21 protein-coding genes are annotated in these 20,010 nt (G+C 64.0%); 15 read left to right on the plus strand and 6 right to left on the minus strand.

The window, feature by feature from the left end; all coding sequences use genetic code 11:
* Positions 1–11: 11 nt before the first annotated feature.
* Both FXN65_RS04155 and gdhA read left to right on the plus strand, forming a co-directional pair.
* Positions 12–542 carry a hypothetical protein gene (locus FXN65_RS04155; RefSeq protein WP_151131812.1) on the plus strand — a complete coding sequence of 177 codons (531 nt, stop codon included), beginning with the start codon at positions 12–14 and terminating at the stop codon, positions 540–542.
* Between the two features lie 334 nt (positions 543–876).
* A complete protein-coding gene (gene gdhA / locus FXN65_RS04160; RefSeq protein WP_151131814.1) occupies positions 877–2,211 on the plus strand; it encodes an NADP-specific glutamate dehydrogenase in 1,335 nt (444 codons plus the stop codon).
* 65 nt (positions 2,212–2,276) lie between these two features.
* On the opposite strand, the gene FXN65_RS04165 is transcribed toward gdhA, so the two are convergent.
* The 3 genes from FXN65_RS04165 to FXN65_RS04175 form a co-directional block, all read right to left on the minus strand.
* Positions 2,277–2,642: a hypothetical protein gene (locus FXN65_RS04165; protein WP_151131816.1), complete on the minus strand. Its 366-nt coding sequence runs from the start codon at positions 2,640–2,642 to the stop codon at positions 2,277–2,279.
* A gap of 95 nt (positions 2,643–2,737) precedes the next feature.
* A complete protein-coding gene (locus tag FXN65_RS04170; protein ID WP_151131818.1) occupies positions 2,738–3,958 on the minus strand; it encodes an RtcB family protein in 1,221 nt (406 codons plus the stop codon).
* Between the two features lie 183 nt (positions 3,959–4,141).
* On the minus strand, positions 4,142–5,995 hold the full coding sequence (locus FXN65_RS04175) for an Lnb N-terminal periplasmic domain-containing protein (protein ID WP_394351271.1): 1,854 nt from the start codon (positions 5,993–5,995) through the stop codon (positions 4,142–4,144).
* A 164-nt stretch (positions 5,996–6,159) separates the two neighbouring features.
* Here FXN65_RS04175 and FXN65_RS04180 point away from each other — a divergent pair, with 164 nt between their 5' ends.
* From FXN65_RS04180 to FXN65_RS04205, 6 genes are all read left to right on the plus strand, one after another.
* A complete protein-coding gene (locus FXN65_RS04180) occupies positions 6,160–6,483 on the plus strand; it encodes a TraR/DksA family transcriptional regulator (RefSeq protein ID WP_151131822.1) in 324 nt (107 codons plus the stop codon).
* Positions 6,484–6,571: 88 nt separating this feature from the next.
* Positions 6,572–9,082 (plus strand): Lon protease family protein, encoded by a 2,511-nt coding sequence (locus FXN65_RS04185; protein ID WP_151131823.1) that lies wholly within the window; start codon positions 6,572–6,574, stop codon positions 9,080–9,082.
* A gap of 212 nt (positions 9,083–9,294) precedes the next feature.
* Entirely contained in the window at positions 9,295–9,636 is a 342-nt protein-coding gene (locus FXN65_RS04190; RefSeq protein ID WP_151131825.1) for a PA4575 family protein, read from the plus strand.
* Positions 9,637–9,829: 193 nt separating this feature from the next.
* Positions 9,830–10,324: a TIGR00645 family protein gene (locus FXN65_RS04195; RefSeq protein ID WP_151131826.1), complete on the plus strand. Its 495-nt coding sequence runs from the start codon at positions 9,830–9,832 to the stop codon at positions 10,322–10,324.
* A 124-nt stretch (positions 10,325–10,448) separates the two neighbouring features.
* Positions 10,449–10,754 (plus strand): DUF6482 family protein, encoded by a 306-nt coding sequence (locus FXN65_RS04200; protein WP_151131828.1) that lies wholly within the window; start codon positions 10,449–10,451, stop codon positions 10,752–10,754.
* A gap of 83 nt (positions 10,755–10,837) precedes the next feature.
* The gene (locus tag FXN65_RS04205) at positions 10,838–11,455 is read left to right on the plus strand and encodes an FKBP-type peptidyl-prolyl cis-trans isomerase (protein ID WP_151131830.1); all 618 of its coding nucleotides are present in this window, start codon (positions 10,838–10,840) and stop codon (positions 11,453–11,455) included.
* Positions 11,456–11,594: 139 nt separating this feature from the next.
* Here FXN65_RS04205 and FXN65_RS04210 read toward each other — a convergent pair whose 3' ends face one another.
* Together FXN65_RS04210 and FXN65_RS04215 are read right to left on the minus strand one after the other, a co-directional pair.
* The gene (locus FXN65_RS04210) at positions 11,595–11,837 is read right to left on the minus strand and encodes a PA4570 family protein (protein ID WP_151131832.1); all 243 of its coding nucleotides are present in this window, start codon (positions 11,835–11,837) and stop codon (positions 11,595–11,597) included.
* Between the two features lie 130 nt (positions 11,838–11,967).
* On the minus strand, positions 11,968–12,936 hold the full coding sequence (locus FXN65_RS04215) for a polyprenyl synthetase family protein (protein WP_151131834.1): 969 nt from the start codon (positions 12,934–12,936) through the stop codon (positions 11,968–11,970).
* Positions 12,937–13,181: 245 nt separating this feature from the next.
* Here FXN65_RS04215 and rplU point away from each other — a divergent pair, with 245 nt between their 5' ends.
* From rplU to FXN65_RS04240, 5 genes are all read left to right on the plus strand, one after another.
* Complete coding sequence (gene rplU, locus FXN65_RS04220; RefSeq protein WP_044872190.1) at positions 13,182–13,493, plus strand: 50S ribosomal protein L21; 312 nt, start codon at positions 13,182–13,184, stop codon at positions 13,491–13,493.
* Between the two features lie 24 nt (positions 13,494–13,517).
* On the plus strand, positions 13,518–13,775 hold the full coding sequence (rpmA, locus tag FXN65_RS04225; protein ID WP_151131836.1) for a 50S ribosomal protein L27: 258 nt from the start codon (positions 13,518–13,520) through the stop codon (positions 13,773–13,775).
* A gap of 140 nt (positions 13,776–13,915) precedes the next feature.
* On the plus strand, positions 13,916–15,133 hold the full coding sequence (gene cgtA, locus FXN65_RS04230; RefSeq protein WP_151131837.1) for an Obg family GTPase CgtA: 1,218 nt from the start codon (positions 13,916–13,918) through the stop codon (positions 15,131–15,133).
* 80 nt (positions 15,134–15,213) lie between these two features.
* A complete protein-coding gene (proB, locus tag FXN65_RS04235; RefSeq protein WP_151131839.1) occupies positions 15,214–16,332 on the plus strand; it encodes a glutamate 5-kinase in 1,119 nt (372 codons plus the stop codon).
* A gap of 15 nt (positions 16,333–16,347) precedes the next feature.
* Positions 16,348–16,812 (plus strand): CreA family protein, encoded by a 465-nt coding sequence (locus tag FXN65_RS04240; protein ID WP_151131840.1) that lies wholly within the window; start codon positions 16,348–16,350, stop codon positions 16,810–16,812.
* Between the two features lie 116 nt (positions 16,813–16,928).
* Here FXN65_RS04240 and rpsT read toward each other — a convergent pair whose 3' ends face one another.
* Positions 16,929–17,204 (minus strand): 30S ribosomal protein S20, encoded by a 276-nt coding sequence (rpsT, locus tag FXN65_RS04245; protein WP_069082204.1) that lies wholly within the window; start codon positions 17,202–17,204, stop codon positions 16,929–16,931.
* 216 nt (positions 17,205–17,420) lie between these two features.
* Between rpsT and murJ the strand changes: the two genes are divergently transcribed.
* Together murJ and ribF are read left to right on the plus strand one after the other, a co-directional pair.
* Positions 17,421–18,956: a murein biosynthesis integral membrane protein MurJ gene (gene murJ / locus FXN65_RS04250; protein ID WP_151131842.1), complete on the plus strand. Its 1,536-nt coding sequence runs from the start codon at positions 17,421–17,423 to the stop codon at positions 18,954–18,956.
* 110 nt (positions 18,957–19,066) lie between these two features.
* A complete protein-coding gene (ribF, locus tag FXN65_RS04255) occupies positions 19,067–20,005 on the plus strand; it encodes a bifunctional riboflavin kinase/FAD synthetase (protein ID WP_151131843.1) in 939 nt (312 codons plus the stop codon).
* Positions 20,006–20,010 lie beyond the last annotated feature (5 nt).

Consider the following 20,010-nt stretch of genomic DNA (forward strand, 5'->3'; position numbering starts at 1 on the left):
CAGGAGGTTCCTTGAAGGGATTCAACCACTACCTGTTCTGGCTTTCGTCGCTGGCGCTGTTCGGGGTCTGCGGCCTGTACTTCTCCTTCTATCCCTCTCCCGCCTGGAAAGTGCTTTCCGTTCCCTGCTCCCTGGCTCTGGGGGCGGGGCTCTATACCTGGCTGGCCCGGCGCGAGCGCTTCAGCACCTTGTTCGGGCTGGAAACCGATGCCGCCCGCTGGCAATTGCACCTGACCCTGGGGGCGCTGCTGGTGCTGGTGGTCTGGGGTGCACTGCAGGTTCCCGCCGCCGCGCTCTATACCCAATGGCTGGGTGAGCACGCCGAATTCTCCGCGCGCGTGCTGGGCAAGGAGTCCGGCGGCCTGGGTTGCCAGTTCCGGGTGGAACTGGTGCTGGACGATGCCGCCATGGGCGTGGGCGTCTGCGTGACCGAGGATGTCTGGCACTCCCTGCCGGACCATGGCGTGGTGGTGATGCTCGGCCAGCGCAGCGGGCTGGGCATCAATCCGCGGGAGGTGCTGCGGGAGTCGCCGGGGCGCTGAGGCTTTGTCTGCCCCGGCCTCATCACGGCCGGTTTGTATCCAATTGCGTCGTTAGTGCGAGCGCTCCGGGTGAGCACGGGGCTGCTCGTGGCGTGTCGTGGCTCGTCATGGTGCGGCGTGGCTGCGAAATGGTGCGTCAGTCTGTCTGGAGTAATCCGAGGGGAAAAACCTGAATTCAGCGATTTCAGGCGGTTTATTCCTTTTTTCGTAGCGGTATTTACATGTAATGCACCAAAAAGATTCAGATATGCGTCACTTTGCCCTATCGAGGTGCTTGTCGGCTTGGTAGAGTCTCGCGCCATAAATTGTTCACAAAAGAAAAATGGTGAGAAACATGACGCAATCCGTCGACGCATTCCTGCTGCGCCTGAAGCAGCGCGACCCCGACCAGCCCGAGTTTCATCAGGCGGTAGAAGAGGTGCTGCGCAGTCTCTGGCCATTCCTTGAAGCCAATCCGAAGTACCTGGAGGCCGGCATCATCGAGCGGATCGTCGAGCCGGAGCGTGCCGTGCTGTTCCGGGTGCCGTGGGTCGACGATGCCGGCCGTGTGCAGGTGAACCGTGGCTATCGCGTGCAGATGAGCAGCGCCATCGGCCCCTACAAGGGCGGCCTGCGCTTCCACCCGTCGGTGAACCTGGGCGTGCTGAAGTTCCTCGCCTTCGAGCAGGTGTTCAAGAACTCCCTGACCTCGCTGCCCATGGGCGGCGGCAAGGGCGGCTCGGACTTCGACCCCAAGGGCAAGAGCGACGCGGAAGTCATGCGCTTCTGCCAGTCCTTCATGAGCGAGCTGTACCGTCACATCGGCGCCGACCTCGACGTACCGGCCGGTGATATCGGCGTCGGCGCCCGTGAAATCGGCTTCCTCTTCGGCCAGTACAAGCGCCTCTCCAACGAGTTCACCTCCGTCCTCACTGGCAAGGGCCTGGCCTACGGCGGCAGCCTGATCCGCCCCGAAGCCACTGGCTACGGCTGCGTCTATTTCGCTCAGGAGATGCTCAAGGGCATCGGCCGCGATTTCGACGGCCAACGCGTGGCCATTTCCGGTTCCGGCAATGTGGCCCAGTACGCGGCGCAGAAGGTGATGGAGCTGGGCGGCAAGGTGATTTCCCTGTCCGACTCCGAAGGCACCCTGTTCGCCGAGGCCGGCCTGACCCCGGAGCAGTGGGACGAGCTGATGGAACTGAAGAACGTCCGCCGCGGACGCATCAGCGAGCTGAATGCACCGGGCCTGCGCTTCATGCCTGGCCAGCGTCCCTGGTCGCTGGCCTGCGACATCGCGCTGCCCTGCGCGACCCAGAACGAGCTGAACGGCGAAGACGCCCGCACGCTGCTGGCCAACGGCTGCGTCTGCGTGGCCGAAGGCGCCAACATGCCGTCGACCCTCGAGGCGGTGGACCTGTTCCTCGAGGCGGGCATCCTCTTCGCCCCGGGCAAGGCATCCAACGCTGGCGGCGTGGCCACCAGCGGCCTGGAAATGAGCCAGAACGCCATGCGCCTGCACTGGACAGCTGGCGAGGTGGATCAGCGTCTGCACGGCATCATGCAGAACATCCACCATGCATGCGTGGGCTACGGCGAAGAAAACGGCCGGATCAACTACGTGAAGGGCGCCAACATCGCCGGCTTCGTGAAAGTCGCCGACGCCATGCTGGCGCAGGGTGTGGTCTAACCGCGATCGGATGACCCTGTGGGAGCGATTTCAATCGCGAATGAATTCGCTCCCACAGCTGCCCCTCAGTCGGGATGGAGCGCCCTCCCCATGGCGTTGCCCCGATTCCTCTGCCATTCGACATCCTCCCGATCGCGGCGCCATTCCTCGTACTCGCGGCGTTCCTCGCTCTGCACCTGCGCCTGACACTGGCGGAAGCCGTCGCTCCAGCCCTCGGCATAGTTGGCGTCCTTGAGATAGCGCGGCACGTTCTTGCGGAACTCGCCACTGATCACTCCCGCCGCCTGGCGGCCACTGCTGCAGCCATCGGCGAAGCCGTCGGCGAACGCCGGTGGATAACCCTGCGCGATCAGATGGTCGTGGGTGGTTTCGCAGCCCGCGAGCAGGCCGGTGATCAGAAAGGCGAGAAGGGCGGCGTGACGCGACGCCATATGAACTCCCGTGCGCCGAGAGGCGGGCGCACGCGCGACCGGGGTGTATTACCTGGAAGTCTAGCGCTGGTGTTGTGATCAAAGTGTCAAGGCCTTCAGCCCTTGACGCAGACCACCTGGCGCAGGGTGTGCACCACTTCCACCAGGTCGCGCTGGGCCGCCATCACGGCGTCGATGTCCTTGTAGGCCATCGGGATCTCGTCGATCACGTCCTTGTCCTTTCGGCATTCCACATGAGCGGTGGCGCGGACCTGGTCTTCCACGGTGAACAGCTTCTTCGCCCGCCCGCGACTCATCGCGCGACCGGCGCCGTGGCTGCAGGAGCAGAACGCTTCTTCGTTGCCCAGTCCGCGGACGATGAAGCTCTTCGCGCCCATGGAACCGGGAATGATGCCCAACTCACCCTTCTGCGCCGACACCGCTCCCTTGCGCGTCACCAGCACTTCGCGGCCGAAGTGCCATTCCTTCTGCACGTAGTTGTGGTGGCAGTTCACTGCTTCCAGGCTGGCTTCGAAGGGCTTTTTCAGCACCTTGCGAGCCGCATCGATCACCGCCTGCATCATCAGGGCGCGGTTCTGCCGGGCGAAGTCCTGGGCCCAGCCCACGGCTTCCACGTAATCGTCGAAGTGCCTGCTGCCTTCCTCGAAGTAGGCCAGGTCGCGGTCCGGCAGGTTGGCGATGTGCTGGCGCATGTCGGCCTGGGCCAGTTCGATGAACAGGGTGCCGATGGCGTTGCCCACGCCGCGCGAACCGCTGTGCAACATGAACCAGACGCGGTCGGCTTCGTCCAGGCAGACCTCGATGAAGTGGTTGCCGGTACCCAGGGTGCCGAGGTGGTGGCGGTTGTTGGTCTTCTCCAGGCGCGGGTACTTCGAGGTAATGGCCTTGAAGCGCCTGGCCAGGGGCCGCCAGGCCTGGTCGGCGGCATCCGGCACGCTGTCCCAGGCGCCCTGGTCGTGTCTGCCAAAGGTCTTGCCGTGGGGCACGGCCCGTTCGATGGCGCTGCGCAGGCCGTGGAGATTGTCCGGAAGGTCGGCGGCGCGCAGGGACGTGAGGGCGGCGATCATGCCGCAGCCGATATCCACGCCCACGGCGGCGGGAATGATGGCGCCCACGGTCGGGATCACGCTGCCGATGGTCGAGCCCTTGCCCAGGTGCACGTCGGGCATCACCGCCAGGTGCTTGAAGATGAAGGGCATCTTCGCCGTGTTGATCAACTGCTGGCGGGCTTCGTCTTCCACCGGCACGCCCTGGGTCCACAGGTGGATGGGCTTGCCGCCGGCCACTTCAAGCAGTTGCGGGCTGTTCGGTTTCATCTGCATGGCCTGATGCGAATGTGGATAACCATTCTGAGCCCATTGCGCCGGGCTGGGCGCGCATCCTACCGGCGGAACTCGGGCTGGGTGATGGGTTTCGTACCTCAAGCCAACCTGCGGAACAGGCCGGATCTACAGCGTAGGATGGCCTGGAGCGAAGCGAAACCCATCATTCAGCGCCCATCAGTAGTGGTACCACTTCAGCTCCAGCATCACCTCGTTGACCGGGGCGGCGCGTTGGCTGAACTCCCGTTGCGCGGTCAGGCGCAGGCCGAGGTCGCGGGAGACTTCCCATTGCTGGTTGAGGGACAACCGGCGGCGGATTTCACCGTTGTGGAAGTAGTCGCCGGCGGCTTCCAGGCTTGTGGTGCCCAGCGCGTTGTGCCAGAGCAGGCCGGTGTTGAAGCCGGCGGCAGTGGCGACGAAGGGGGCGAAGTCTTCGTTGTGCTCGATGCGGGCGGTGGCCAGGGCGAAGCCGAGGGCGTCCTCGCCAAGATTCCACGAGCCGCCGACACCGCCGTTGAGGTGGCTCACCAGGCGTTCGTCGCCATCTTCGCCCAGTACACGCTCCAGGCCGCCGGCAACCTGCCAGGACAGGGGCTTGAGCAGTTCACCGCGCGGCGTCAGGGAACGGATGGTGGCGAAGTCCAGGCGCTGCAGTTGCCAGTGGTTGCCTTCGTACTGGCGCAGCTTGAGCTGGAGGATCTCGATCTGCGCCCCCAGCGGGAAGCCGGACAGGTTGTCGTTGAGGTCGTGATAGGCCATGCGCAGGCCGTACTCGGCGAAGGCGCGGTCCTCGCGGATGCCCGCGCCCAGTTGCCAGGTGCGCGATTGGTGGCCCTCCTCGGGCAGGCCAGGGCGCTCCACCTCCAGCTCAGGCGGCGGATTGCGGTTGATGCCCTGCAGCAGCTTGAAGCTGCGGTTGGCGATCTCGGAGGTGCGGTCTTCGCCGGTGGAACGGTAGCGCACCAGGCGGAAGGCGGCGTCCTGGACCAGGGCGCGGCGTGGGGCGGGCAGGGCGAGGAACGTCGGGTCGTCGAGCAGTTTCTCGTCGTCGGCAAGCTGCAGTACCCACTGCTGTTCGGCGTCGTCCAGCGGCTCGGCACGGGCCAGCAACTCCTTTTCCCGCGAGGGGCGATAGTCGATGGATTCCACCAGGCCGGCCTTTTTCACCGCGCGTACCGTGTCGGTAGGAATGGCGGTGACCGGGAACTGGTCGGTGAGTTCGATACCGGGGCGCGCGATTTCCAGCAGCTCCAGCAGGCGGTAGGAGCAGTTCTCGTCGAAAAAGTAGTAGTCGAAGCGGATCTGCTTGAGCTCCCAGACATGCTCGACCATGCGCCCGGTTTCCTCCGGGGTGAGGTTCAGGCGGTACTCCCAGAGGTCGCGGTTCTCCAGGCGGCTGTATTCCTTGAGCTTGTCGCGATAGGGCACCAGGGCGAACAGGCCGGGGTAGCCGCCCATCAGGCCCTTCCAGGCGTAGAGAATGCTGTTGTCCGCACCCTCGATGAAGGCGCCGAAGTTCAGCGCGTAACTGAGCATCACCGTGTTGTTTTCGTGGATGTCCGGCTGGTCGATGCGCAGCAGGGTATGGCCGAACATGGACGAGGGGCTGTTCAGGTAGGCGGCGGGGAAGACCAGCACCGTACTGTGCGGGTTGACGTCGGCGTACCAGGTCTTGAACTCGCTGCAGGCCGGCTGCGGCAGGTCGCTGAGTTGCAGCTGTTCGCGCAGCCAGCGGGTACGGGCCGGGTAGGTGCACTGCGGGTGCTTGTCGCCTTGACCGGCCGGGGCGTAGATCGCCTCCAGGGTGGCGCGCAGTTCGGCTTCCGGGTTGCTCGGCCCGTCCCCGGCGAGAAAGAAATCGGGATCGTCTACATAGCTGCGCCAGCCGCCCAGTTTGCCCGTCTCGTAATGTCCCAGGGCGATCCAGTAGGGATCGCTGGCCAGTGTCTGCAGGCGTTCAGCGGGGATTTGGGGAGCGGCGTGGGCGGTAATCCAGATGCACAGGGCGAGGTACGGGAAAATCCGTTTCAAGGGCACAGCTCTTCTTCATGAGAGGTTCGACGGGCGGAGCTTTGGGGATGGCCGGGGCGAGTGTCAAGCAAGGCTAAGGCGTGCATTTGCGCAAGTTTGCACGGGCGGGATGCAGGCTGCGTTACAGCGTCCACACTTAGAGTGAGAACTGGGGAGATTCCAGCATGACAGCAACCGACCCGAGGGCGGCTCTCGACGCCCTGATAGCGGAGTACACCGCCCGCGCCAACTCCATTCGTGAAGACCTGGCCAGCAGCCACTCGCCGGATTTCGCCGAGCAGGCGGGGGAGCGCGAGAACGATGAAGTGCTGACTGCCATCCTCGCCGAAACCGAGGCCGCCCTGCGCCGTGTGGGGATGGCCAAGCTGCGCCTGGCAGACGGTAGCTACGGCTATTGCCAACGCTGCGGCGAGCCCATCGAGCCGGCGCGCCTGGCGATACTGCCTGCCGCCGAGTACTGCCTGGACTGTGCCGACCGGGAGCACTGACAACCCCTGGCGCAATGCCTTGCCAGTGATGTCGGGGCGGCGCCAGAATGCGGCCATCGCTTTCTTGCCGAGCCATTAAGGACACTCGATGCCTGACTCCTTCGCTGCCAGCCTGCGACTGGCGCCCGATGCGCTGACCCGTCCATTCGAGCCCCATCAGTTCAACTTCAGGAGTACCGACGACCTGGAGCCGTTCCGGGGCGTACTCGGCCAGGAACGCGCGGTGGAGGCCCTGCAGTTCGGCGTGGCCATGCCGCGTCCGGGTTACAACGTCTATGTCATGGGGGAACCGGGCACTGGCCGCTTCTCCTTCGTCAAACGCTATCTCAAGGCTGAGGGCAAGCGCCTGCAAACCCCGGCGGACTGGCTCTACGTCAACCACTTCGAAGAGCCTCGCGAGCCGCGGGCCTTGCAGTTGCCGGCGGGCGAAGCGAGCGGCTTCGTCTGTGACATCGAGCATCTGGTGGATAACCTGCTGGCCACCTTCCCGGCGGTATTCGAGACCCCCACCTTCCAGCAGAAGAAGAGCGCTATCGATCGCGCCTTCAACCAGCGCTACGACCGTGCCCTGGACGTGATCGAGCGCATCGCCCTGGAGAAGGACGTCGCCCTCTACCGCGACAGCGCGAACATTGCCTTCACCCCGATGAAGGACGGCAAGGCCCTGGACGAGGCGGACTTCGCCCAGTTGGACGAAGCCGAGCGTGAGCGCTTCCATGACGACATTTCCATGCTGGAGGAGCGCCTGAACGAGGAACTGTCCAGCCTGCCGCAGTGGAAGCGCGAGTCCAGCAACCAGCTGCGCCAGCTCAACGAGGAAACCATTACCCAGGCCTTGCAGCCTCTGCTTTCGCCGCTCTCGGAGAAGTACGCGGAAAACGCCAGTGTGGTGGCCTATCTGCAGGCCATGCAGGTGAACCTGTTGAAAACGGTGGTGGACCAATTACTGGACGACAAGCCGGACGCCCAGCGCCGTGAGATTCTGGAAGAGCAGTATTGCCCCAGCCTGGTCGTTGGCCATCACGCCAGCGGTGGCGCTCCTGTGGTGTTCGAGCCGCACCCTACCTATGACAACCTGTTCGGCCGCATCGAATACGGCACCGACCAGGGCGCCCTCTACACCAGCTATCGCCAGTTGCGCCCGGGTGCGTTGCACCGGGCCAATGGTGGTTTCCTGATCCTTGAGGCGGAGAAACTGCTGGGCGAGCCCTTTGTCTGGGATGCCCTGAAGCGTGCCCTGCAGTCGCGCAAGCTGAAGATGGAGTCGCCGCTGGCGGAACTCGGCCGCCTGGCCACCGTCACGCTGACGCCACAGGTAATTCCCTTGCAGGTCAAGGTGGTGATCATCGGTTCGCGCCAGCTCTATTACACGCTGCAGGACCTGGATCCGGACTTCCAGGAGATGTTCCGCGTTCTGGTGGACTTCGACGAGGAAATCGCCCTGTCGGACGACAGCCTGGAGCAGTTCGCCCAATTGCTGAAAACCCGCACCTCCGAAGAGGGCATGGCGCCCCTCACTGCGGCCGCAGTGGCCCGCCTGGCAACCTACAGCGCACGTTTGGCCGAGCATCAGGGGCGACTTTCGGCACGCATTGGCGACCTGTTCCAACTGGTCAGCGAAGCGGACTTCATCCGTCAGCTGGCGAATGAGCCGCTGACCGACGCCGATCACATCGACCGCGCCCTCCGGGCCAAGGCCACCCGCACGGGCCGCGTCTCCGCACGCATCCTCGACGACATGCTGGCGGGCATCATCCTGATCGACACCGCTGGCGCCGCCGTGGGCAAGTGCAACGGCCTGACCGTGCTGGAAGTGGGTGACTCGGCCTTCGGTGTGCCGGCGCGGATTTCCGCGACCGTCTATCCCGGCAGTTCGGGCATCGTCGACATCGAGCGCGAGGTCAACCTTGGCCAGCCCATCCACTCCAAGGGGGTAATGATCCTCACCGGCTACCTCGGCAGCCGCTATGCCCAGGAATTCCCCCTGGAGATTTCCGCGAGCATCGCCCTGGAGCAGTCCTACGGCTACGTGGACGGCGACAGCGCCTCCCTCGGCGAGGCCTGCACCCTGATCTCGGCACTGTCGCGCACACCGCTCAAGCAGTGCTTCGCCATCACCGGTTCGATCAACCAGTTCGGTGAGGTGCAGGCGGTGGGCGGGGTCAACGAGAAGATCGAAGGCTTCTTCCGCCTGTGCGAGGCCCGCGGCCTGACCGGCGAGCAGGGCGTGATCATCCCCCACGCCAACGTCACCACCCTGATGCTCGACGAACGCGTGCTGGATGCGGTGCGCAAGGGGCGTTTCCATGTCTACGCCGTGCGCCAGGCCGACGAGGCCCTGAGTCTGCTGGTGGGCGAGCCGGCCGGCGTACCGGACGAGAAGGGCCAGTTCCCCGAAGGCAGCGTCAACGCCCGCGTGGTCGCGCGGCTGCGGGAGATCGCCGAGATGGGGCTGGAGGAAGAGGAGAAAGTGGCGCCCACCCAGGAAGTCGCCGAGGTGGTCGCCAAGGTTGCCGCGCCGCCCAAGCCGGCGCGCAAGGGGCCGAAGCAGGAGCCCGGCAAGGCGCCGGTTCCGGACAAGACCCAGGGACCGTCCTGAACGATCCCCTGACCGGTCATGCCGGGGCGTGTTCCCGGCGTGGCTGGTCAGTCATCGAACAGCAAGAAGGGAGGCTCGCGCAATCGGCCTCCCTTCGCGTTTCCCTCACCCTGTCCACAGGGTTATCCACAGCTTGCGTGGATAAGCGTCGCGCTTTCGCAGGTCTAAACTCGGGTGTAGGCTGAAATCAGGCCCCTGCGAGGAAAGCCGCCATGACGCGCAACCTCTGCCTTACCCGCCAATGCCTGGGACTGGTGACCCGGATCGAGTGCGTGATCCGTCCGCTGGCGGGAGAGAATGGACTCTGGACGCTGCTCTGTGCGGCGGGAATGTCGGGGGAGCAACCCTCGGCGATCAAAGCCCAGGGCCCATTCCACGGGCCTCTCGTGGCGGAGTCGGTACTCTCCGCGATTGCCGACTGCCTGGCGGAGCAGGGCTATACCGAAGCCCACGACCCGCCGATCTGGCGATTGCACCTGCAAGGCGAGCTGCGACGCATCAACGGTACGCGTTGCCGAAGCCTGGGGGACTACCAGTTCCGTCCTGAAAGCTGACGACGGCTGGTTGGCCACCTTTTGAGCAGCTGCTGCCCGTCAGCGCGGGGAGCGGTGTTCGCGCGATGTTCCAGTGCCCGTGCACAGACTTATCCACAATGTTTGGGGATATTTCCCCCGACGTTGCCATTATTTTTCTGTAGGAAACACCTCGTTATACTCGCGGCCGGTTTTTTACTGACTACGAGAAGCCATGGAACGCTTTCTAGAAAACTCGATGTACGCCGCGCGCTGGCTGCTGGCCCCGATCTACTTCGGCCTGTCGCTGGCCTTGCTGGCGTTGACCCTCAAATTCTTCCAGGAAATCGTGCATATCCTGCCCCACGTCTTCGAGAAGACCGAGGCGGACCTGATCCTGGTGCTGCTCTCGCTGATCGACATGTCCCTGGTGGGCGGCCTGCTGGTGATGGTGATGATCTCCGGCTACGAGAACTTCGTCTCGCAACTGGACATCGACGACGACAAGGAAAAGCTGAGCTGGCTCGGCAAGATGGACTCCGGCTCGCTGAAGATGAAGGTGGCGGCCTCCATCGTGGCGATTTCCTCCATCCACCTGCTGCGTATCTTCATGGATGCGCAGAACATCGATAACGGCAAGATCATGTGGTACGTGGTGCTGCACATGACGTTCGTCATCTCGGCCTTCGCCATGGGCTACCTGGACAAGATGACCAAGCACGACCACTGATTCACGCCCCGCCTCCCGCCCAGACCGCCCGTCCGCTGAAAAGCGGACGGGCGGTTGCGTTTCTGCCGTCTGCTGCCGGCCCTGTGCATTAGATTTGAGGTGTACAGCGCGCGAGGGCGAAGCCATGAAATTGCACGACCTCACCAGCCATGCCCGTGCCGGGCACGTCGAAGAAATCAACCTGATCTCCCTGGAAGGGGGTATCTACCTGCTGGAAGCTCGCATCGATGGCCATTCCCACCATCTGGACGATGGCCGGGGCCATGCCACGCACCTGCGCTCGGTGGAACATGCCCGGGAAGTGCTCCACGAGTTCCCGGACCTGCCGTTCCACCTTGTGCACAACGTGGTGCATGACGAGATGTGCGGAATGGACGCCGATAGCCAGGACACCGTGAAGGTCCCCATCTCGACACGCGTTTCCCATTGAATGGATGGCGGCTCGGAGCCCGCGCCGGGGAGGGGAAGCTGTGCTAGTCTGGCCGGCCTTTTTACCCTGAGCGGAGCTCCGCGATGTCCCAACTCGACCTTTCCACCGACGAAACCCGCGTCAGCTACGGCATTGGCCGCCAGCTCGGCGACCAGATCCGTGACAATCCCCCGCCCGGTGTGAGCCTGGACGCCGTGATCGCTGGTCTCAGCGATGCCTTCCAGGGCCTGGAAAGCCGCGTTGACGGCGCTGCCCTGTCCGCCAGCTTCCGCGTGATCCGCGAGCGCATGCAGGCCGAAGCCCAGGCCAAGGCGGAAGCCGCCGCTGGCGCTGGCCGTGCCTACCTGGAAGAGAATGCCAAGCGCGAGGGCGTGACCGTCCTGGCGTCCGGCCTGCAGTACGAAGTGTTGGTAGCGGGCGAGGGCGCCAAGCCGTCGGCCGAGGACACCGTGCGCACCCATTATCACGGCACGCTGATCGACGGCACCGTATTCGACAGTTCCTACGATCGTGGCCAGCCTGCCGAATTCCCGGTGGGCGGCGTGATTGCCGGCTGGGTGGAAGCCCTGCAGCTGATGAACGCCGGCAGCAAGTGGCGTCTGCACGTACCGAGCGAACTGGCCTACGGCGGTCAGGCTGTCGGCAGCATTCCGCCGCACAGCGTGCTGGTGTTCGACGTGGAGCTCCTGGACATCCTCTGATCCAGGTGCCTCCTGGACGAGCCGTCCCTGGCCCGCCCAGGAGCCCGCGAGGGCGCCTTTGCCCTCGCTGCAAGCCGGCGCCCGGGCGCCGGCATTGCGGATGACGCGTCCTGGCGTCACCCAGATTCCCGAATCCCTTTCAGTGCACCTCGCCGTGGGGGCGCAGCGCCCTGGCGTAGCAGAACAGGAAGAGGTTGCGCACCAACTCCTTGAGCACCAGTGGTTCGCTGGAGTTCAGGCCGGCAAGGTCAAGGTCGCCCTGGTCGCGCAGTTCTTCGAGGTCGTCTTCTTCCAGTACGGCGCAGACCTTACCGGTTTCCCGATGGAGTATCCGCAGGTAGGGATGGGGGCGATCCAGCCAGGCATCGATCAGGTAGGTCATGGCTCATCTCCTTGAAAAAACGTTGAGATGAGAATAATTCCTATTATCGAAATAGCAAGTCCTGATCAGTACCTTTCGTCGAGGCAGAAAAAAGCCCGTCACCAGGACGGGCTTTTCAGCGGATCGGGACTCAGTGGGTCCGCGCGACGGCGAATTCGGTGAGCTCGATCAGGGCGTCGCGGTAGGCGTTGGACGGCAGCGTGTCCAGGCAGGCGATGGCGCGAGCGGCGTAGTCGCGGGCCAGGCGGGCGGTGTAGTCCAGGGCGCCGGCGGCTTCGACTGCGGCACGAATGCCTTCCAGGTCCTGGCTGCCGCCCTGCTGGATGGCCTTGCGCACCAGGCTGGCCTGCTCCGGGGTGCCGTCGCGCATGGTGGCGATCAGCGGCAGGGTGGGCTTGCCTTCGGCCAGGTCGTCACCAACGTTCTTGCCGAGGGTGGCGGCATCGCCACGGTAGTCGAGCAGGTCGTCCACCAGCTGGAAGGCAATCCCCAGGGCGTCGCCGAACTGGCGCAGGGCTTCGGCCTGTTCGGCGCTCGCGCCGGCCAACATCGCTGCGCTGTGGGTGGAAGCTTCGAAGAGCATCGCGGTCTTGCCGCGGATGACTTCCATGTAGGTTTCTTCGGTGGTGCTGGCGTCGCGGATCTTGGACAACTGCAGCACTTCGCCTTCGGCGATGACCCGGGTGGCCTGGGAGATGATGCGCATCACCGGCATGGAGCCGAGTTCCACCATCATTTCGAAGGAGCGGGCATAGAGGAAGTCGCCCACCAGCACGCTCGGCGCATTGCCCCACAGGGCATTGGCGGTGGAGCGGCCGCGGCGCAGGCCGGAGGCGTCCACCACGTCGTCGTGGAGCAGGGTGGAGGTGTGCAGGAATTCGATGGTGGCAGCCAGCAGGCGCAGTTGGTCGCCGCCGAAGCCCAGGGCGTTGCCGCTCAGCAGGACCAGGAGCGGGCGCAGGCGCTTGCCGCCGGCGGAGACGATGTAATCACCGATCTTTTCCACCAGGGGAACGCGGGAGGTCAACTGCCGGCGAATGATGTCGTCGACTGCGGTAAAATCGTCCGCCACCACGCGGTAGAAAGCCTGGGGTTGCATCAGCCAGAGGTGCTCCAATTGGGATGCGCGGCATGCTAGGGACCGGGCCGGGGGCTGTCAAGGCGAGCGCTGGCGGTGCTTGCGCGGCAATCGCGGCTTGCGTACAATCGCGGCCCCTGAACTTTCCTTGGGCATTTTCCTGCCTTACGCAATTGCACGGGAGTCAATTCCGGCCCCATGCAGCCATGCCGACCCATACCTCTTCTTATAAAGCGTCGGGTGAGCAGGTTTAACGGAGAAAATCCATGTACGCAGTTATCGTTACCGGCGGCAAGCAATACAAAGTCGCTGAAGGTGAATTCCTGAAAGTCGAGAAGCTCGAAGTCGCCACCGGCGAGTCCGTGACTTTCGACCGCGTCCTGCTGATCGGCAATGGCGAAGACGTGAAAATCGGTGCTCCGGTGGTAGATGGCGCCAAAGTAGTCGCTGAAGTGGTCTCCCAGGGCCGTCACGACAAAGTGCGCATCATCAAGTTCCGCCGTCGTAAGCACCACATGAAGCGCCAGGGCCACCGCCAGTGGTTCACTGAAATCAAGATCACCGGCATCCAGGCCTAATTTCCTTTTTGGAGGATTTGACTCATGGCACACAAAAAAGCTGGCGGTTCTACCCGCAACGGCCGCGACTCAGAAAGTAAACGCCTTGGCGTGAAGCTTTACGGCGGTCAGGCTGTCAAGGCCGGCAACATCATCGTGCGTCAGCGCGGTACCAAGTTCCACGCCGGCGTCGGCGTAGGCCTGGGCAAGGATCACACCCTGTTCGCGAAAGTGGACGGCGTGATCAAGTTCGAGGTCAAAGGTGCTTTCGGTCGCAAGTACGTAAGCATCGTCGCTGCCTGATAGCGACCTCGCTGGAAGAGCCCCGTCTTGCGACGGGGCTTTTTTGTTTCTGCTTCACGGAAACTCTGCATCAAGCGGGGTTCCCTGTATCCTATGTGCTTTGTTTCACTCAACCCGTCCCCGTGGCGGGAGGCGTCCTGATGAAATTCGTCGATGAAGTATCGATCTTTGTAAAAGCGGGCGACGGCGGCAATGGCCTGATGAGTTTCCGTCGCGAAAAATTCATTGAGAAGGGCGGCCCCAACGGTGGTGACGGGGGCGATGGCGGCTCCGTGTTCATGGAGGCCGATCCGAACCTCAATACCCTGGTGGACTACCGCTACACCCGCCGTTTCGACGCCCAGCGCGGCGAGAACGGCGGCAGCAAGGACTGCACCGGGCGCAAGGGCGATGACCTGGTTCTGCCGGTGCCCGTGGGCACCACCATCATCGATGCCGCCACCCAGGAAATCATCGGTGACCTGACCAAGCCTGGTCAGCGCCTCCTCGTGGCCCAGGGCGGCTGGCATGGCCTGGGCAACACCCGTTTCAAATCCAGTACCAACCGTGCGCCGCGTCAGACCACCAAAGGCAAGCCGGGCGAGTCCCGCGACCTCAAGCTGGAGTTGAAGGTGCTGGCTGACGTTGGTCTGCTGGGGCTGCCGAACGCCGGCAAGAGCACCTTCATCCGTGCGGTATCCGCCGCCAAGCCGAAGGTCGCCGACTATCCCTTCACCACCCTGGTGCCGAACCTGGGCGTGGTCAGCGTGGGGCGCTTCAAGTCCTTCGTCGTGGCCGACATTCCCGGCCTGATCGAGGGGGCCGCCGAAGGTGCTGGCCTGGGTATTCGATTCCTCAAGCACCTGGCGCGTACCCGCCTGCTGCTGCACATCGTCGACATGGCGCCGCTGGATGAAAGCGATCCGGCCGAAGCTGCTGCGACCATCATCGAAGAGCTTGCTCGTTTCAGTCCTGCGCTGACCGAGCGTGATCGCTGGCTGGTGCTGAACAAGGCGGATCAACTTCTCGATGAGGATCGTGATGCGCGCATGAAGGCTGTGCTCGAGCGTCTGGGTTGGGATGGTCCGGTGTTCGTGATTTCCGCCCTGGAGCGCGAGGGTACCGAGGCGCTTTCCCAGGAAATCATGCGTTACCTGGACGAGCGCACCCTGCGCATGGAAGAGGAGCCGGCTTACGCCGAACGGCTCGCCGAGCTGGATCAGCGCATCGAGGACGAGGCGCGCGCCCGTCTGCAGGCCATGGACGACCAGCGCGCCCTGCGCCGTGCCGGCCTGAAGAATGCCGGTGTCGACGATGACGACGATTTCGATGACGACGAGGATGACGGCGACGGGCCGGAAATCTTCTACGTACCCTGAGCCCGGCGCCGCCCGGCGCTGTGGAGTGTTCGCATGGCCGCGCGCCTTGCCGCGCGGCCTTCTAGCTAAGGTTGGACGATATGCGGGACAAGGTGACTGGCGCCCAGCGCTGGGTGGTGAAGATCGGAAGTGCATTGCTCACGGCTGATGGTCGTGGGCTGGATCGTTCGGCCATGGCGGTCTGGGTCGAGCAGATGGTTGCCCTGCGCAATGCGGGGGTGGAGCTGGTGCTGGTGTCTTCCGGCGCCGTGGCGGCGGGCATGAGTCGCCTGGGCTGGCACAGCCGCCCGAGTGCCGTGCATGAGTTGCAGGCTGCGGCTTCGGTGGGACAGATGGGGTTGGTCCAGGCCTGGGAATCCAGTTTTGCCGAGCATGGCCGTCACACTGCGCAGATCCTGCTCACTCATGACGACTTGTCGGATCGCAAGCGCTACCTGAACGCCCGCAGCACCCTGCGCACGCTGGTGGAGCTGGGGGCGATCCCGGTGATCAACGAAAACGACACCGTGGTCACCGATGAGATCCGTTTCGGCGACAACGACACCCTGGCGGCTCTCGTGGCCAACCTGGTGGAAGCTGATCTGCTGGTGATCCTCACCGATCGCGACGGCATGTTCGACGCCGATCCGCGTCACAACCCCGATGCCCAGCTGATATTCGAAGCTCGTGCCGATGACCCGGCCCTGGATGCCGTGGCTGGCGGAACCGGTGGCGCCCTGGGGCGCGGCGGTATGCAGACCAAGCTGCGTGCGGCTCGCCTGGCGGCGCGCTCCGGTGCCCATACGGTGATCGTTGGTGGTCGCATCGAGCGGGTGCTGGATCGCCTCAAGGCTGGCGAGCGACTGGGTACCCTGCTGGCGCCCGAGCGCGGCATGCTCGCGGCGCGCAAGCAGTGGCTGGCGGGGCATCTGCAGACGCGTGGCACCCTGGTGCTCGATGCGGGTGCGGTCAAGGCGCTGCGCGAAGATCGCAAGAGCTTGTTGCCGGTAGGCGTGAAGGCTGTCCAGGGCAGTTTCCGTCGGGGCGAGATGGTGGTCTGCGTCGGGCCTGATGGTTCGGAAATCGCCCGTGGCCTGGCCAACTACAGCGCCCTTGAAGCGCAGAAGATCATTGGCCAGTCCTCCGATCACATCGAAAAGCTGCTGGGCTATGTCGATGAGCCGGAGCTGGTGCATCGCGACAACCTGGTCCTGGTCTGAGGTGTGGAGGAAGGGATGCGACTGATCAAGGGAATGGCTGCGGCCTTGCTGGCGATGCCGCTGTTGGCTGGTGCGGAAGAAATTGGTTCGGTGTCGACAGTGTTCAAGTGGGTCGGTCCGAACGACAAGATCATGGTGGAAGCCTTCGACGATCCCAAGGTGGAGGGGGTGACCTGCTACCTGTCGCGGGCCAAGACTGGCGGCGTGAAGGGTGGTCTGGGGCTGGCCGAGGATCGTGCTGAGGCGTCCATCGCCTGTCGCCAGGTCGGGCCTATCCGCTTCAATGGTGAGCTCAAGGACGGCGAGGAGGTGTTCAAGGAGCGCACTTCGCTGGTGTTCAAGACCATGCAGGTGGTGCGCTTCTTCGACCGCAAGCGCAATACCCTGGTTTATCTGGTCTACAGCGATCGGGTGATCGAGGGTAGTCCGCAGAATGCGGTCACGGCGATTCCCATCCTGCCCTGGCCGAACAGGCCTTGAGGTAACTGAAAAGAGCCCGGATGACCCGGGCTTTTTCATGGGCGTTCAGATCGCTTTCAAAAAATCCGGGCAATAAAAAACCGGCCAGAAGGCCGGTTTTTCGCAAGAACTCAAGCTTAGGCAGCAGCTTGACCGAGCGCCTTGATGTGGGCGTTCAGGCGGCTCTTGTGACGAGCGGCTTTGTTCTTGTGGATGATGCCTTTGTCGGCCATGCGGTCGATCACCGGAACAGCAGCGGTGAAAGCGGCCTGGGCCTTCGGCAGGTCCTTGGCGTCGATAGCCTTGACCACGTTCTTGATGTAGGTACGAACCATGGAGCGCAGGCTGGCGTTATGGCTACGACGCTTCTCAGCCTGTTTGGCGCGTTTTTTGGCAGAAGGTGTGTTGGCCACCGTCAAGCTCCTCGAAACTGGGGGATTGAATCAAATTAAGGCCGCGAATCATGCCCACGCACTTTGGCCTTGTCAAGGGCGATCAGGTGGATGGGGCGACGAGCGTAAGCTTTTCTTCCGGATGATTTTATCCCGCACGGACTCTACACTCGGCAGCCTTGACCGTCCTCCGGCAGCGCTGCCGGCGTGATGCGCACTTTCTCTCCGGACCCCTGAATGAATCTGCTCAAGTCGCTGGCGGCCGTCAGCTCCATCACCATGCTTTCCCGCGTCCTGGGCTTCGTCCGCGACACCATCGTCGCGCGCTTCTTCGGCGCTGGCATGGCGACCGACGCCTTCTTCGTCGCATTCAAGCTGCCCAACCTGCTGCGCCGGATCTTCGCCGAGGGGGCGTTCTCCCAGGCCTTCGTGCCCATCCTCGCCGAGTACAAGACCCAGCAAGGTGAGGAGGCGACCCGCACGTTCATCGCTTACATATCCGGCCTGCTGACCCTGGTTCTGGCGCTGGTGACCCTGGTGGGCATCCTGGCGGCGCCCTGGGTGATCTGGGTGACCGCGCCGGGCTTCGCCGATACCCCCGAGAAATTCGCCCTGACCACCGATCTGCTCCGGGTGACCTTCCCCTACATCTTCCTGATTTCGCTGTCTTCGCTGGCCGGTGCCATCCTCAATACCTGGAACCGCTTTTCGGTGCCGGCCTTCGTGCCGACCTTGCTGAACGTCAGCATGATCGTCTTCGCGCTGTTCCTGACCCCCTATTTCGACCCGCCCATCATGGCCCTCGGCTGGGCCGTGCTGGCCGGAGGCCTGGCGCAGCTGCTCTACCAGCTTCCGGCGCTGAAGCGCATCGGCATGCTCGTATTGCCACGCCTGAACCTGCGCGATACCGGTGTCTGGCGCGTGCTCAAACAGATGGGGCCGGCGATCTTCGGGGTATCCGTGGGGCAGATCTCGCTGATCATCAACACCATCTTCGCCTCGTTCCTGGCGGCCGGTTCCGTATCCTGGATGTATTACGCCGACCGCTTGATGGAATTGCCGTCCGGCGTGCTGGGAGTGGCCCTGGGCACCATCCTGCTGCCTTCCCTGGCCAAGACTTATGCCAGCGATGATCGCCAGGCCTACTCGCAGTTGCTCGACTGGGGCCTGCGCCTGTGTTTCCTGCTGGTGCTGCCTTGCACCCTGGCGCTGGCCCTGCTGGCCGAGCCGCTGACGGTGGCGCTGTTCCAGTACGGCAAGTTCACCGCCAATGACGCCCTGATGACCCAGCGCGCGCTGATCGCCTATGCCGTGGGGCTGCTCGGGATCATTCTGGTGAAGGTGCTGGCGCCCGGCTTCTATGCGCGGCAGAACATCCGTACCCCGGTAAAGATCGCCATCTTCACCCTGGTGGCGACCCAGTTGATGAACCTCGCCTTCGTTTTCCCCCTGAAACATGCCGGCCTGGCACTGGCCATCAGCCTCGCGGCCTGCATGAACGCCGGGCTGCTCTACTGGCAGCTGCGCAAGCAGCGCCTGTTCCAGCCGCAACCCGGCTGGGGCCGGTTCCTCGCCAAGCTGGTGCTGGCCGTGCTGGTGATGTGCGCGGTTCTACTGGGCGTGATGCACCTGCTGCCGGCCTGGGAGCTGGGCGGCATGCTCGAGCGCCTGCTGCGCCTTGGCGTGCTCGTCGGGGCCGGGGTGATTGCCTATTTCGGCATGCTGGCCCTGCTGGGCTTCAGACTTCGCGACTTCGCCCGGCGGGCCGTGTGATTCGCTGAGCCGCGACACGTCGCCACTTGTCGCGCTGGCGGGCCTATAGCGCCTGTTGTCCAGCGCCGGCTGTGCGTATAATCGACCACTTTGTGAACAAGACTTGTGCTATGCAGCTGGTTCAAGGCCTCCACAACCTGCGGCCCCAACATAGGGGCTGTGTCGCCACTATCGGCAATTTCGACGGCGTGCACCGCGGCCATCAGGCCATTCTCAAGCGGTTGCGCGAGCGTGCGGCTGAGCTCGGTTTGCCCACCTGCGTGGTGATATTCGAGCCGCAACCGCGCGAGTTCTTCGGCCCGGATACCGCACCGGTACGCCTGACCCGCCTGCGCGACAAGCTCGAGTTGCTGGCTCGCGAAGGCGTGGACCGGGTGCTTTGCCTGGCGTTCAACCGCCGTCTGCGTGAACTCAGCGCCGCCGAGTTCGTCCATGCAGTCCTGGTCGAGGGGCTGGGGGCCAGGCATCTGGAGATCGGTGACGATTTCCGCTTCGGTTGCGACCGCGCTGGTGATTTCGAATTCCTGCAGCAGGCTGGCGCGGCTGAGGGCTTCAGCGTCGAAGCCGCGGCCACCGTGGAGCTGGATGGCCTGCGGGTCAGCAGCACCCGCGTCCGCCAGGCGCTTGCCGAGGGTGATTTCGCCCTCGCCGAACGCCTGCTGGGACGCCCGTTCACCATCACCGGCCGGGTGCTGCATGGGCAGAAGCTCGGTCGTCAATTGGGCACTCCGACCGCCAACGTGCAACTCAAGCGTCGCCGGGTCCCGCTCAATGGCGTGTACCTGGTCAGCGTGGAGCTGGAAGGCCGGCAGCTGCCCGGTGTTGCCAACATCGGTGTGCGCCCGAGCGTGAAGGGTGACGGGCGCGCCCACCTGGAGGTCCACCTGCTGGACTACGCCGGCGATCTCTATGACCGGCGGATCAGCGTGACCTTCCATCACAAGCTGCGTGATGAGCAGCGTTTTGCCTCCCTGGAGGCGTTGAAGTCGGCGATCGATGCGGATGTCGCTGCCGCCCGTGCCTATTGGCAGGGTACTCAATCAAATTGAAGAGC

It is taken from the genome of Pseudomonas lalkuanensis (assembly GCF_008807375.1).
Lineage (GTDB): Bacteria > Pseudomonadota > Gammaproteobacteria > Pseudomonadales > Pseudomonadaceae > Metapseudomonas > Metapseudomonas lalkuanensis.

Bases quoted from the DNA above. Each gene is read 5' to 3' on its own strand.
- FXN65_RS04190 (WP_151131825.1), top strand. From the start codon at position 9,295: ATGACGCGCAACCTCTGCCTTACCCGCCAATGCCTGGGACTGGTGACC.
- FXN65_RS04170 (WP_151131818.1), bottom strand. From the start codon at position 3,958: ATGAAACCGAACAGCCCGCAACTGCTTGAAGTGGCCGGCGGCAAGCCC.
- FXN65_RS04195 (WP_151131826.1), top strand. From the start codon at position 9,830: ATGGAACGCTTTCTAGAAAACTCGATGTACGCCGCGCGCTGGCTGCTG.
- FXN65_RS04165 (WP_151131816.1), bottom strand. From the start codon at position 2,642: ATGGCGTCGCGTCACGCCGCCCTTCTCGCCTTTCTGATCACCGGCCTG.
- FXN65_RS04185 (WP_151131823.1), top strand. From the start codon at position 6,572: ATGCCTGACTCCTTCGCTGCCAGCCTGCGACTGGCGCCCGATGCGCTG.
- gdhA (WP_151131814.1), top strand. From the start codon at position 877: ATGACGCAATCCGTCGACGCATTCCTGCTGCGCCTGAAGCAGCGCGAC.
- murJ (WP_151131842.1), top strand. From the start codon at position 17,421: ATGAATCTGCTCAAGTCGCTGGCGGCCGTCAGCTCCATCACCATGCTT.
- FXN65_RS04210 (WP_151131832.1), bottom strand. From the start codon at position 11,837: ATGACCTACCTGATCGATGCCTGGCTGGATCGCCCCCATCCCTACCTG.
- rplU (WP_044872190.1), top strand. From the start codon at position 13,182: ATGTACGCAGTTATCGTTACCGGCGGCAAGCAATACAAAGTCGCTGAA.
- FXN65_RS04215 (WP_151131834.1), bottom strand. From the start codon at position 12,936: ATGCAACCCCAGGCTTTCTACCGCGTGGTGGCGGACGATTTTACCGCA.
- ribF (WP_151131843.1), top strand. From the start codon at position 19,067: ATGCAGCTGGTTCAAGGCCTCCACAACCTGCGGCCCCAACATAGGGGC.
- FXN65_RS04200 (WP_151131828.1), top strand. From the start codon at position 10,449: ATGAAATTGCACGACCTCACCAGCCATGCCCGTGCCGGGCACGTCGAA.
- FXN65_RS04180 (WP_151131822.1), top strand. From the start codon at position 6,160: ATGACAGCAACCGACCCGAGGGCGGCTCTCGACGCCCTGATAGCGGAG.
- rpmA (WP_151131836.1), top strand. From the start codon at position 13,518: ATGGCACACAAAAAAGCTGGCGGTTCTACCCGCAACGGCCGCGACTCA.
- cgtA (WP_151131837.1), top strand. From the start codon at position 13,916: ATGAAATTCGTCGATGAAGTATCGATCTTTGTAAAAGCGGGCGACGGC.
- FXN65_RS04205 (WP_151131830.1), top strand. From the start codon at position 10,838: ATGTCCCAACTCGACCTTTCCACCGACGAAACCCGCGTCAGCTACGGC.
- proB (WP_151131839.1), top strand. From the start codon at position 15,214: ATGCGGGACAAGGTGACTGGCGCCCAGCGCTGGGTGGTGAAGATCGGA.
- FXN65_RS04240 (WP_151131840.1), top strand. From the start codon at position 16,348: ATGCGACTGATCAAGGGAATGGCTGCGGCCTTGCTGGCGATGCCGCTG.